At 60.3% G+C, this 13,030-nt stretch carries 12 protein-coding genes; 7 read left to right on the plus strand and 5 right to left on the minus strand.

Annotated elements, in window-relative coordinates; translation table 11 throughout:
• Nucleotides 1-16: 16 nt before the first annotated feature.
• Nucleotides 17-1,012, minus strand: coding sequence for a helix-turn-helix domain-containing protein (locus tag PW947_RS08085; protein WP_299630709.1), 996 nt, complete (start codon nt 1,010-1,012; stop codon nt 17-19).
• Between the two features lie 823 nt (nt 1,013-1,835).
• Complete coding sequence (araD1, locus tag PW947_RS08090; protein WP_299630710.1) at nt 1,836-2,828, minus strand: AraD1 family protein; 993 nt, start codon at nt 2,826-2,828, stop codon at nt 1,836-1,838.
• Nucleotides 2,829-3,084: 256 nt separating this feature from the next.
• Here araD1 and PW947_RS08095 point away from each other — a divergent pair, with 256 nt between their 5' ends.
• The 4 genes from PW947_RS08095 to PW947_RS08110 all read left to right on the plus strand — a co-directional run bounded on the left by PW947_RS08095 (nt 3,085) and on the right by PW947_RS08110 (nt 6,528).
• Nucleotides 3,085-3,900 carry an IclR family transcriptional regulator gene (locus PW947_RS08095; RefSeq protein WP_299630712.1) on the plus strand — a complete coding sequence of 272 codons (816 nt, stop codon included), beginning with the start codon at nt 3,085-3,087 and terminating at the stop codon, nt 3,898-3,900.
• A gap of 212 nt (nt 3,901-4,112) precedes the next feature.
• Entirely contained in the window at nt 4,113-4,850 is a 738-nt protein-coding gene (locus PW947_RS08100) for an amino acid ABC transporter permease (protein WP_299630714.1), read from the plus strand.
• On the plus strand, nt 4,847-5,632 hold the full coding sequence (gene ehuA / locus PW947_RS08105; protein WP_299630716.1) for an ectoine/hydroxyectoine ABC transporter ATP-binding protein EhuA: 786 nt from the start codon (nt 4,847-4,849) through the stop codon (nt 5,630-5,632). The genes PW947_RS08100 and ehuA overlap by 4 nt, the downstream gene beginning before the upstream one ends.
• A gap of 38 nt (nt 5,633-5,670) precedes the next feature.
• A complete protein-coding gene (locus tag PW947_RS08110) occupies nt 5,671-6,528 on the plus strand; it encodes an ABC transporter substrate-binding protein (protein WP_299630717.1) in 858 nt (285 codons plus the stop codon).
• A gap of 22 nt (nt 6,529-6,550) precedes the next feature.
• Here PW947_RS08110 and mdtD read toward each other — a convergent pair whose 3' ends face one another.
• Nucleotides 6,551-8,050 carry a multidrug transporter subunit MdtD gene (gene mdtD / locus PW947_RS08115; RefSeq protein ID WP_299630718.1) on the minus strand — a complete coding sequence of 500 codons (1,500 nt, stop codon included), beginning with the start codon at nt 8,048-8,050 and terminating at the stop codon, nt 6,551-6,553.
• A 153-nt stretch (nt 8,051-8,203) separates the two neighbouring features.
• Here mdtD and PW947_RS08120 point away from each other — a divergent pair, with 153 nt between their 5' ends.
• Both PW947_RS08120 and PW947_RS08125 read left to right on the plus strand, forming a co-directional pair.
• The gene (locus PW947_RS08120; RefSeq protein ID WP_299630720.1) at nt 8,204-9,010 is read left to right on the plus strand and encodes a LuxR C-terminal-related transcriptional regulator; all 807 of its coding nucleotides are present in this window, start codon (nt 8,204-8,206) and stop codon (nt 9,008-9,010) included.
• Between the two features lie 45 nt (nt 9,011-9,055).
• Nucleotides 9,056-9,586 carry a cupin domain-containing protein gene (locus tag PW947_RS08125; RefSeq protein WP_299630722.1) on the plus strand — a complete coding sequence of 177 codons (531 nt, stop codon included), beginning with the start codon at nt 9,056-9,058 and terminating at the stop codon, nt 9,584-9,586.
• Between the two features lie 60 nt (nt 9,587-9,646).
• Here PW947_RS08125 and PW947_RS08130 read toward each other — a convergent pair whose 3' ends face one another.
• Both PW947_RS08130 and PW947_RS08135 read right to left on the minus strand, forming a co-directional pair.
• On the minus strand, nt 9,647-10,447 hold the full coding sequence (locus PW947_RS08130; RefSeq protein WP_299630724.1) for an alpha/beta hydrolase: 801 nt from the start codon (nt 10,445-10,447) through the stop codon (nt 9,647-9,649).
• Nucleotides 10,448-10,557: 110 nt separating this feature from the next.
• Nucleotides 10,558-11,331, minus strand: coding sequence for a hypothetical protein (locus PW947_RS08135; RefSeq protein ID WP_299630726.1), 774 nt, complete (start codon nt 11,329-11,331; stop codon nt 10,558-10,560).
• Nucleotides 11,332-12,016: 685 nt separating this feature from the next.
• On the opposite strand from PW947_RS08135, the gene deoC reads away from it, so the two are divergent.
• Complete coding sequence (gene deoC / locus PW947_RS08140) at nt 12,017-13,027, plus strand: deoxyribose-phosphate aldolase (protein WP_299630727.1); 1,011 nt, start codon at nt 12,017-12,019, stop codon at nt 13,025-13,027.
• The last annotated feature ends 3 nt before the right edge of the window (nt 13,028-13,030 follow it).

The raw sequence follows: 13,030 nt of genomic DNA on the forward strand, positions 1-13,030 counted from the left end.
ATGCAGCGCCTCTCGCTTAAGCGTTGCTTTGTGGACCGTGCTGGCGCGTGCGGTACTCGGTCGGCGTGGTGGAAAGATGCTTGCGAAACAGTTTCGAGAGACGACCGCCACTGCCGATGCCGCAACGCCGTGCGATCTTGTCGACGGGCAGGTTGGTCTCGATCAGCAGGCGGCAGCTCATGTCGAGCCGCATATAAAGTAGATAGTCCGACGGCGTAACGCCCATTTCGCTTTTGAAGCGACGCAAGAAATTACGCTCGCTCATGGTCGCGACTTGTGCGGCTTCATCGATCGACACGGTGCGGTCCACATTCGCTTCCAGCCACTTTGCCGAGGCCAGAATCTTCTCGCTGACATGCGCGGTGGAACTGGTGCGAACCAGTGCGCTGAATTGCGTTTCCTCTTGCGGCACGATGGAGTCGGCCAACTGTTGCGCGAGATCCGGTCCGAGATCTTCTTCGACGATACGCAGTGCAGTCCGCAACGGGCTTAGCGAATCACCATACGGTTTGGGCGGGAACGCCTGGCGTGCTGCACCATCGTGTTGCATGAAGCTATTGTTCGCTTGCGAAAAGCCCGCGGCCTCAAGCAACAGTCGGCCCTCAGCGATGGGATGAACGATCTCGCTAAGCGGATATGCACCACGCAGCCATACCAGCAGACGGTCGTCGCGAAACGCTTGATGCGCGCCCGCACCGCCCGCAATAAACAGCGCGTGCGGGTTATGGATATGTCGACGCGACTCGACGCTCTCTGTCCACACGAACACTGACGACGAACTCGCAATGCGTCCGCCCGATGCCGACAGCAGAGACACCTCGTAGTGCGTACTGCTGATGTGACCGGCGTCGTTCAACGCATTCGCCGATTGAAAGATCTCGATGATGGACGCGGCGTCGGGTAACGCAAAGCCGTTGAACAGCGCGATATCGATATGTTTGACGTTGCCGATTTGTGGCAAAACGACTGATTGACGTGCATTTTGTTGCTGCACACTGCAAAGAAACGTCATCGTACTTCCCCGGTAATAGTGTGACTCGCTTAGGCTCTCTCCTAGCCGTTTATTGTTTTGACTTGATGCTACATGCGTATCTCGCGCGTCATTAACTGGTGTCTGAATACGCCAACATGTTGGCCGAAGCGGTCTAAATTCTTGGGCTAAGCCGACGGGCTGGCATGTCCTCGTTTTAGCAGGATTGAAACATCGCGTAAGTGCTCGGGATGACTAAAAGATGCTAGGTATGTGAGACGTTGACAAAGAAAATGCATAAAGACGTGGTTGCGTCTTGATCTAAGCCTTAGCCGGCTACGTGGTTCATGTCCGCAAGGGCGGCGATCTTATAGCCGCTTTACCAGAAGCGCCAATGTTATTTAAGATTAATTGGCGCAAACGTTTTACGAAGACAAAGTGCAAGTGCAGAGACCGGGCAATTAAAAATTCAAGCGTGTTCCCGATCGACGGCTAATGCCGAGAGCCGAAGTGTGCTAGAACTTTCGCAAGCCTTTAACGCTGCCGGATCGGTCCGATCTGTTTTGATGGTAGGGTCGTGCTGTGACGTTCAGCTTGGGCGCTGAAGTGCATAACGGGCGGAGAAAACACGCCGTCGTGTGCCAGGCATTCAGTCCTGGACTCTAACCGGAATCATGCATCACCGACGGATATTAAGCATATCGCGTTGCGCGACGATGACTATACCGTCAGTCTCACACTCCAATATTAATCGTGGGGAGTGCTTTTTCGGTGTGCGGAGCAGGAGTTCCGAAAGCCTCGCAGCGCTGCTGCAAACGCACGCGCGCCCGATAGGGCGCGCACGGTGCAGCGGGCACGCCCGTTTTTAGAGTGCTTTCACTACTACTGCAGATGCTTGCGACACAGCCATGCTATTGCGCAGCGGACGGCCGAATGCCGGCACGTCTATTTCGAAGACATCGCCGTCAGTCGTCGTGACGCCGTTTGCGCAACTGAGAATAGGTGCACCAAAGAAGTACGCATGCAAATCGCCCGGACGACGGAACATGTCGTAGCGAAAGTGGTAGTGCTCGAGATTGCGAACCGAGTGCGACATGTTGCTCTCGCCGCTGAGGAACTCGCCTTCCCAGATCGGTGCGCCGTCGCGTACGACGCGCACACTGCCTTTGAGATCTTGAGGGAGCGGACCCAGCAACAACTCCGGACCGAACGAGCACGGGCGCAGCTTGGAGTGCGCGAGGTATAGATAGTTGAGTGCTTCGGTGACTTGATCCGAGAACTCGTTGCCGATCGCAAAGCCGATACGAAATGGCGTACCGTCTTCCGCGATGATGTAGAAGCCGACTACCTCGGCTTCTTCTCCGCCTGCGAGTGCGAACGAAGGCGACGGAAGCGGTACTTCCGGAGGCACTACGCAAGTGCCGACGCCTTTGAAGAACCACTCGGGTTGCACGCCGATGGCGTCGGCGTCGGGCTTGCCGCCGTCGAGTCCCATGCGGAAGATTTTCATCGAGTCGGTCAGGTCTTCGTCGGCGCCATGCGCGAGCTCGTGCATCTTGTCACGTGCGTCGGCACTGCCGAGATGAGTCAGACCGGTGCCGGTAATCAGGAAGCGCGCAGGCTCCGGATGATCGAGCGGTGCGAGAATGCGCCGCTCGCGAAGGATCGCATCGTAGTCCGCCAGCTCGTCGCCGAGTTGTGCGCGAACGGTCTCATCCAGCGTCGTACCTGCTGCGATTGCGCGATTCGCCAGTTCGTAGACCGTGTGATCGCCGGTTACGACGCGCAACGCGCCGTCGTCGTCGATTGCGCCGACGCGGCGTTCGCCCTGCGAGGTCATGAACTGGATGAGGCGCATCGAAACTCCAATGGTTGATGGGTCGACAGGAATGCCGGTTGGTCTCCTCGCGCTGTGCGAGACCGGCGAATCGTGCGTTCCGTTTAGGCAAGCCGCTCTGGCTGGAATCTGGTTGCGATCCTGAGGATGCAAGATTCTCTATTTGTTCGGCTTGACGGAACGGCGTTCCGTGAATATGATCCAGATTGCCACATCACTTTCTATTGCGCAAGCTTGGCGCGTGCGCGCGCTCGTCCATGCCACCGGAGGTCACTCAGTGACAGAACCAGCCAAAACCGCTGAAAAGACCGCTGACGGCGCGCAAACGCTTCGTAGCGTGAGTCGCGCGCTGGAGGTGTTGTTGACCTTGGGGCGGGGCGATAAAGACGGCATGGCCGTCGCGGAAATCGCAAAGGAAGTGGGTGTATCGAAGAGCACCGCATTCGCGTTGCTCCAGGCGCTGCTCGCACAAAACTTCGTGTCCGATGTGCGGCTCGGTGGCTCGCGTCGCTACAAACTCGGGCTCGCGCTGGTGCCGCTCGGCGATCGCGCGGCAGCCGGCGTTGCGATCTCGCAGCTCGCCACGCCGGTGCTCCAGCAACTGACCGAAGCAACCGGTCTGACATCGCGTCTCGCCATTCTCGACGACGGTTACGCGGTGGCACTCAACCGTGTCGACGGTCCGGGCATCTTTCGTATCGCCACCTCGCTCGGTCAACGCGAATTGCCGCACTGTTCGGCACTTGGCAAGTCGCTGCTCGCACTGTTGCCGCCGGGGCGCGTGCTCAAACTGCTCAAGCGCATCGGCATGCCGCGTCGCACCGAACACACCATCGTCGTGCCGACCGATCTGATGAAGGATCTCGTGCAAGTGGTCGAGCGCGGTTATGCGTTCGACGACGAAGAGGACCATCTCGGCGTGGTCTGCGTGGCCGCGTCCATTAGCGATCGCAATGGCGACGGCGTCGCGGCGATCAGCGTCACGTGCATGAAAAGCGGTCGCTCGCAAGACGACCTGAATGCGTTGGGGCGCACCGTGCGCGACTATGCCGACCGCGTCAGCGCGTTGCTCGGCGCCACCGCAGGCGACTGATACACGCTTTATCGATGTCTGTCCGGACGAGCGCGCCGCTCACGCCGCGCATTGTCTCGCCGCGCTTTTTCCGCCGATTGACACCCTATATATGAATGAATAGTATGGGCATCGCAGAACGTCGTTCGGCCAAGCAGAACAGTAAACGTACTTTGATCGGATGTGGTTAGACATGCGGCGTCTCGCGAACCTTCCGTCGGCGGGTTTCGACTGTGCCGCCGACGCTGGGGATTTTTATGTTCAAGCCGTTTCTCGACCTGTTCAATTTTCAGGGCGTGTCCGATTATCTGCCGGACTTGCTGCGCGGCGCGCTAATCAGTATCGAACTCACCTTATGCGTGATGGTGATCAGTTTGCCATTCGGTCTGGTGCTGTGCCTGATGAAAATCGGCCGTTCCCGATTGCTGGCGACGCTCGCGTCGTTTTATATCGAGGTGATCCGCGGCACGCCCGCGTTGCTTCAGCTTTTTTATATCTATTTCGTGTTGCCGGCATTTGGTGTGCGTTTCGATCCGTTTACGGCGGGTGTAATTGGTCTTTCAATTAATTACTCGGCGTACCTTTCCGAAGTTTATCGCGCCGGTATCGTGTCGGTGCCGAAAGGGCAGATCGAAGCCGCTAAAGCGCTCGGCATGTCACGCGTAAAGATGCTTCGGCTGATTATCCTGCCGCAAGCGATCCGGATCGTCGTACCGCCGCTCGGCAATTATTGTATTTCGCTTTTCAAAGATACCTCGCTTGTGTCAATTGTCACCGTTCGCGAGTTGATCTTCACCGGTCAGATCATCTCATCGACCAATTTTCAATATTTCACGGTATTCACGATCATTGGCGCGATTTATCTGGCATTCTCCTATCCCGGTGCGCTGATCGTCAGATGGCTGGAGCGAAAGATGGCGGTGGGAGCCAAGGCTCGGCGCAATCCCGAAGCAGGAGTCAATGCCCAATGATTCGCCTCGATCACATCAATAAGTATTTTGGACATCACCATGTCCTGAAAGACCTGTCGTTGACCGTCGACGAGGGCGAGGTGGTGTGCGTGATCGGTCCGTCGGGTTCCGGAAAATCGACGATGCTTCGCTGTATCAACAAGATGGAAGATATTGCGGACGGCACGATCTCGATCGAAGGACGGCCGGTATATCGCCATCAGCGGAACGGCAAAACCGTCGTCGATAGCGAAAAGCAGATCGAGGCAATTCGCGCGAAAGTCGGGATGGTGTTTCAGTCGTTCAATCTGTTTCCGCATCTGAGCGTCGAGAAGAACATCACGGTCGGGCCGGTTCACGTATTGAACCTGCCGGCCGCGCAAGCAAAACAGGATGCGCATGCGTTACTCGAGCGCGTCGGGCTCGCGCACAAAGCCGATGCGTATCCGCACGAATTGAGCGGCGGTCAGCAGCAACGGGTCGCAATTGCGCGCGCGCTCGCGATGCGGCCGAAAGTCATGCTGTTCGATGAAGTCACCTCCGCGCTCGATCCCGAACTGGTCGGCGAAGTGCTGCAGGTGATGCGCTCGCTGGCGGCCGACGGCATGACGATGATCGTCGTCACGCATGAAATGGGTTTTGCGCGGGAAGTCGCGGACCGCGTGGTGTTCATGGCCGATGGCCGGATTGTCGAAGAAGGCGCACCGTCGGCGTTATTTCAATCGCCGACACAGGAACGGACCCAGAATTTTCTCCGCTCGGTGATGGTGAGGAATCGGGAGTTGGGTACGGCCGTAATCTAAAGAACCATGAAATATCCACATCTAAACGGGAGTCAACTATGAAATCGTTGGTCGGGGTTTTTGTCGCGCTTGGATTACTGTCGATGTTCGCCCAACCGGCGTTGTCCGCCACGACGGCCGGTATTCCGGGCGTCAGTTTCAACGGCGGCGACGGCTCCTACAAACGCGCGGTTGAAAAAGGCATCACGCTGGTGATCGCGGCGGATCCGCCTTCCACGTTCCAGGACGAAAAGACCAAAGAATTCGACGGCACCGACGTGCGCGTGTTCAAGGAAATCACGAAACGACTCGGCATTAGCAAGGTCACGTGGAATATCGTACCGTTCGACGCGATGATCCCGACGCTGCTCGCCGGTCGCGCGGATGTGATCGTCGACAACCTGCACGAGAACGAAAAGCGCCTCCAGGTCGTGCAATTCACGAGTCCGGCGTACTGGTACGGCTCCGGCATCGCGGTGCCGCGCGGCAATCCGAAGAACATTCACGGCTGGAAGGATTTTGGCGGCAAGACGATCGGCACGCTGCGCGGCACGGTCAATCACCAGTTGCTGGCAGACCGTAAGGACCTGAAGGAACTGAAGCTCTACACGAGCAATGAAGCGGAGTTTTCGGATCTGATCGCAGGACGTATCGACGTCGCGATGGAAGACGACGTGAAAATCGGCCAGTTCCTCAAGCAGCATCCGAACGTGGCGATGGAAATGGTGACGGACTATAAGCCGCTGCCGGAAGAGTACGGCTATGCCCGTTACGCGCTGCGTCCGGCCGACGTCGATCTGAACTACGCGGTGTCGCGTGCGCTGGACGAAATTCGCGCCGATGGCACGCTGTCGCAGATCGTCAAGAACTTCGGCTACACCGACCGCAATCTCTGGTACTTCCCGGTCAAGAACTGATCGTTCTACCCGTTGTATTGCATTACCGGCCGCCTGCCGCGGCCGGTTTCACCGAAGCCGCCACCGCAGGCGTCACCTCGATCCGCCGGAAGATCAGCGCGGACACCAGCGTAATCACGCCGACGCATACGAAGCTCATGCGAAACCCGAGCGCCGCCGATCCCCATTGATCGGAGAACAGGCTGACGAGTCCGCCGCCGATCGACACGCCCAGACCCATCGCCAGCATTTGCACCATCGAAAACAGGCTGTTGCCGCTGCCTGCGTCTTCGTGCGAAAGCCCTTTTAGCGTGACGCTGTTCATCGCCGCGAACTGCATCGAATTGGACGCGCCGAAGATAGCGAGCACGACGATCTCGACTGCGATCGGTGTGCCGCGCGTGATCAATGCAAACGCAACGATCGACGCACCCACGATCAACGTATTCACCAGCAGGAACGTGTCGTAGCCGTAGCGGCGAATCAGCGGCGCGATCGCGCGCTTGGCGATGATGCCGGCAATCGCCGCGGGCAACATCAACAGGCCGGAATGCAGCGGCGTATAGCCGAGTTCGAGTTGCATCAACAGCGGTACGAGAAACGGCACCGCGCTCGATCCAATCCGGCACACCAGATTGCCGATCAGCCCGACGCTGAAATTCGGCTCGCTGAACAACGCGAGTTTGAACAGGGGATTGCGGCGACGCCGTGCATACGGCACGTACGCGAGCGCGGAGGCGAGACCCAACACGAACAGGCCGGCCGACCATGCGCCGCGATGTGCATGGACCGGCGCGTCGACCGCCAGCGAAAACGCGATCATGCACAGCGACACCAGCGCGCAACCGGCCAGATCGAACGGCGGTGCCGCGCTGCCGTTCGAGCGCGGCAGATAGCGCTGCACCGCGAACATTCCAATCACGCCGATCGGCACGTTGATCAGGAAAATCCAGTGCCACGTCGCGGCTTCGACGAACCAGCCGCCGAGCGTCGGTCCGATGATCGGCCCGACCTGTCCCGCGACCGAAATGAGTGCCAGCGCGGACACGTATTGTTCGCCGGTCACGCTGCGCAGCACGGCAAGGCGGCCGATCGGCATCAGCATCGACCCGCCGACGCCTTGCAGCACGCGCGCGATCACCAGTTGCCCCAGGCTGTGCGCGCTTGCGCAGCACAGCGAGCCCAGCACGAAGATCAGGATCGCCGCGAAGTACACGCGGCGTGTGCCGAAACGGTCGGCGAGCCAGCCGGAAGCGGGCGTCAGCATTGCCATCGTCAGCGTGTACGCGACGATGACCGGTTGCATCACCAGCGGCTTGACGCCGAGGCTGTGCGCGATGGAGGGCAGCGCGGTGTTGACGATCGTCGTGTCGAGCGCCTGCATGAAAAAGCCTGCGGCGACGATCCACAACAACGCGGTATGGCTTGAATCCTTGCTCATCTGAACTTCTCGGTACGCCGCTGCTCGCGACGGACATCGCGTTGTGCGCGGATGTCGCGCACATTCGACGCAATCATTGGAATTCCGACATGATATTGTCATCGACGTCGATCGGGAACCCCACTGGCGACGCTGACTGTCAAAACGCCCTTGGCGGGTTTTTTTTCCGCCGCCATACTCGGCGCAGCGCGTGCCCGACGCGGCGCGCCAGCAGACTTTCAATGCGCTTGCGGTCGATCCCTGAGGAGCACGGACATGAAGCCAATCACCGCTGAGCTCGCCGCGCCGCTGCCGCTCGATGGCGCGACCGTTTCCGCGCTGCTCGATCTGGCGCGCGGCGGTCCGTTCGATGCGATTCGCGACCGCTGTTTCGATCGTCTTTCGGAATGGTTTCGCGAACCGGCGCTGGGTCTGTATCTGCTCGATGGCGGTGGCGCGCCGTTGAGTCGCCACACGCGCGACGTCCCCGACGGCTTTCTCGACGAATACGAAGCATCGGTGCGCCGGCGCGATCCGGTGTTGCGCTATTTGCTGCGCGCGCAATGTGTGGTCGCCGGTGAATCGCTGTTCGGCGCGAACTGGCGCCGCTCGACGGTCGGCACGCATCTGCTGCGCTGGGGTTTCGCGCACAACATGCAAGGCCCGCTGGTGGTCGGCGGGACGGTGATCGGCACGTTGAACGTCGCGGTGTCCGGCGATCGCGAGGCTTTCAGCGTCGCGAATGTCGAGCGATTCGGCTGGGTGTGCCGCGCGGTATCGGTTGCGCTGGATAGCGGTGCGGTCTCGGCGCAACACGCCGAACGCGCAGCCGTCCGCGATCGCGACGACGCCATCGCGCAGTTGCCGCCGCGTGCCGCGGCCGTCGCGCGTCTGATCTGTACCGGTGCGTCGAACAAGGCGATTGCCCGCGCTCTGGATATCTCCGAGTACACGGTCAAGGACCACGTGCAGGGCTTGTGCCGACGCTTCGGCGTACACAACCGCACCAGTTTGTGCGCGCATCTCACCGGCCGGTCAACCCCCTCTTTCGGCGGGATTGAGGCGCTAAAAGTGGCGCATTAAGTTTCCGTCTAGCGGTCCGCCGGGCCGCATCGACACACGGAAACCATGAACGCCTCCACACAAAACGGATCGCTGGACGCGGCCGACACGAAAGACCGATCGACACACTGCCGCCTGAACGACGGCGGATTCATCACGCGCTCGGCACTGATTCCGTGGACGCGGCTGAACAAACCCGGACTCGAAGGGATTCAGTACAAGATCCTGAATTTCGACGAGAACCGCAGCTATATGGTGGTGCTCAATACGTTCGATCCCGGCTCGCGTTTTGCGCCTCACAAGCATCTCGGCGCGGTGGAAATCTTTATGTTGTCGGGCTCGTTCTTCTACGATAACGGCCAGGTGTTCGCCGACGATTTCATGCTCGAAGCCGGTGGCGTCACGCATGCGCCCGGTTCGGACGAAGGCGCGCTGATGCTGGCGATTTTCCACGGCCCGCTACAGATTCTCGATAACGAAGGGCAGGTGCTGGTGACGGTCGGAATCGACGAGATGTACGACCTTGCCAAAGACAACGACGCGGTCGCGCATCTGCAAAAGACCCAGCATCGCGTGGCGCTGACGTCGGAGGGTTGACGCGTTCAAGTGCAGCGATAACCGTCGGGATGCGCGATAGCACGCCGACGGCCGCGCACTTCAGGCAGGCTTCGATACATCTGTGATGAACGCGGCGAGTAGCGGATCGAATGCGTCCGGACGATCCCAGAACGGCGCGTGTCCCGAGCGTTCGATCGTCAGTTTTTCGCCGCGCCACAGATTGCCGATCTTCACGCCGGACATGAAATCGAGGTTCACGAACGGCTCGTCGATCCCGTTGACGACCGCCAGCGGCAGCGTAGCGTTGGCGGCGATCAGCGCCTGATTCGCGCCTTTGCCCGCCGCGAAACTCTCGAACATCAGCCGGCGCGCGCGGCCGTCGGTGCGCGCAACCGCGTCGAACAGAAACGGTTCGAACGGCTCGCCGCAAGTGCTCTTGCCGTAGGCTTGCACGTCGGCGGCCGAGAAATGTTCCTGGCCCGCGAGTCCGAGATCGCCGCTCGCGATAAACGCGTTGCCGACGTTCTCCGCATCGACGGGCGGCGTGCCGGTAATCATCAGGCCGAGCATGCCGGGAAAGCGCGAAATCATTTCCAGCCCGATGTGTCCACCCAACGACCAGCCGAACACCACGGCCTGGCGAATCTCCAGCCGTTCGAGCACTTCGGTCATCGCGTCCGCGTAGCCGTCCATGCTGTAGCTGCGCACGGGGTCGAGCGCGTCGGACGAGTTGCCGTGGCCGGGCAGATCCGGCGCGATCAGACGCCACGTGTCGCCGAGGCTGCCTTCGAGTTGATTGCGGAAGATCGCACCGGCGCTCGAATTGCCGTGAATCAGGATGACCGGAACGCCTCGACCCCCGCTCTCGCGCACTGCGATCGATCCGTGGCTCGTCTTCACTGCATATTCCCGCACGCTCATGTCGAGGTCTCTCGTGGGAGGCGCATCGAGGCGCCCATACTGCGTTGGTGGATGAGAATCAGGGGTAATGTATGGCGTTTTATGCGTTGTTACTTCGACAGCCGCAGCTTTCGCGACAACACGATTCCCTTCGCCGGACTCACCAGCCACACCGCTTGCACGTCCACATGCAATGTCGATGTACGGGTGGTGATGTCGGTCGGTTCGTCGTTGGTCGGATCGGTGTGCTCGACGCTGTCGGTCAGATACGGCGGCGCAAGCCGTCCCACCAGCACCACCGCGAAGTCGCCGTTGGCTTCGTCGAAGGCGGTATGCGTCAGCGGCACGCGCCCTTGAATCTGCGCCTTGTTCACCTGGCCCGAGTCGAGCTGGATCACGTCGATATGCTGGATATAGCCCTTCGCTTTCGCTTCCGGCGCCACCACCAGTCCGCGTCCGCGCGGCCCGGTAATGGTCTTTTTCAACAGGATCAAACCCGGCGTGCCGTCACCGGAAAGATCGACGTTTACCGACAACGAGCGCGCTTTGGGACGGTACAGGATCCCGTAGGGCGCCTGCACGACGAAGGCGATCTCGTGATCGAGGCCGGCTTTCGCGAGATCGGGGTCGTGCTGCGCGGCATGCGTCGGCACGCGAATCAGCTTGCGCACGCGATCGGTCAGCGAAGGCTTGTCGGCCACCGGCGCTTGCGTCGCGAGCGCGTCGCGAATCGCGACCGGATCGTCGCCCTTCATGGGTTTGGTCGCGAGCGACGGGATCGATTCGGGCGCTTCGGTGCCGGTCGCTTCGGACACGGCATGCGTGACCTTGTGCGCGACCGCGGCCGCGCCCGTCAGGATGTCGGCGTGCGCGACCGACGCCACGCAAAGTGGGAGGCAAGCCAGAGCGCTAACAAGTTTCACGCGGCTGAACGGATTTTTCGGCTTGAGCACAACCAGGTCCTATCGATTCCAGGTCCAACTTCCGACGACTGCCTCGCCTGAGTAGCGCGCACGCATCGCCGATCAAGCTGTCGGCAAAATCCAGAATCTTAAGCCAGCAAAATAGATCCGGTACAGAAGTCGAGCGTGCGGCCACGCGCTTCCGGCAGCCCGGCGTCCGGCTTCGGACGCATATCGCGCGAATTGAACCGAACCGCAGGCAAGTTGCCGCTAAAGCGAAGTTCGATCCGAAAGGGTTCGTAATACGGAGCGCAGTCGCAGCGGGCGCGAATCCATATTCAACACCTTGCATGCGCGCCGCGCTACGCCGATAGATCGCAGGCCCGCTCCACGCCGTCACACGACTTCCAGAAAATGTGAAGATATTCACATTTCGCCGAAGCCCGCCTCCTGTTTGACTTCGTTTCGCGTTGCAACGCGCGCGTCGAATCGCCATCCCACATACTGTTCCGCGCGGCTGAAAGCCTTTTGCCAGCAAGCTTTGGTGCGGCTTTCAGGGCCACGTCCGCGATGCAGGTTTTCCCTATGTGATGATCGTAACAAAAATGGTGTAATCTGATATCAAGTTATCAATCAATGTTGTGCGACGCGCAACGGAAGACCCTCTATGTACGATGAAGCATCTCGTTCTGTCATTGCCTGGCCTGGTCGCGCACCCGCTTCGACGGCGCGTGCCCGCAATCCTGGCGTTCCGTTCGATCTCGGCTGGCTCGACACGCTGCGCGTGAACCGTTCGGCGGTCGAGCAGCGTGTTGCCACACTCGGCACGCGCCGCTCGGTGAAGAAAGACGCCCAGGCCGGCTGGCTGCTCAAGGCCATCACCTGCATCGACCTGACGACGCTTGCCGGCGACGACACGGCGGGGCGCGTCGAGCGTTTGTGCGCGAAAGCGCGGCGGCCGGTGCGCGACGATCTGCTCGAAGCGCTCGGCATGCAGGATCACGCCATCACCACCGGCGCGGTCTGCGTCTACCACCGGTTCGTCGGTACAGCGGTCGCGGCGCTTGCGGGCAGCGGCGTTCCGGTCGCGGCGGTCTCGACGGGTTTTCCGGCCGGATTGATTCCGCATCCGCTGAAGCTGAAGGAAGTCGAGGCATCGGTGGCGGACGGCGCGGCGGAAATCGATATCGTCGTCACGCGCGAACACGTGCTGACCGGCAACTGGCAAGCGCTGTACGACGAGATGCGCGATTTCCGCGCGGCGTGCGGCGACGCGCACGTAAAGGCAATTCTCGCGACCGGCGACATTCGCACGCTGTCGAACGTCGCCAAGGCTTCGATGGTTTGCATGATGGCGGGCGCCGATTTCATCAAGACGTCCACCGGCAAGGAAAGCGTCAACGCCACGCTGGCCGTGTCGCTGGTGATGGTGCGGATGATCCGCGAATACTTCGAGCGCACCGGCATCGAGATCGGCTTCAAACCGGCCGGCGGCGTATCCACCGCGAAGTCGGTGCTCGACTACCAGATCCTGATGAAAGAAGAACTCGGGCGTCAGTGGCTCGAACCGGATCTGTTCCGGATCGGCGCATCGAGCCTGCTGGCCGATATCGAACGCCAGCTCGAACACCACGTGAGCGGACGTTACTCCGCTTTCCACCGTCACCCGGTTGCGTGACCT

Origin of the sequence: Paraburkholderia sp. (assembly GCF_028283785.1) — a bacterium.
Lineage (GTDB): Bacteria > Pseudomonadota > Gammaproteobacteria > Burkholderiales > Burkholderiaceae > Paraburkholderia.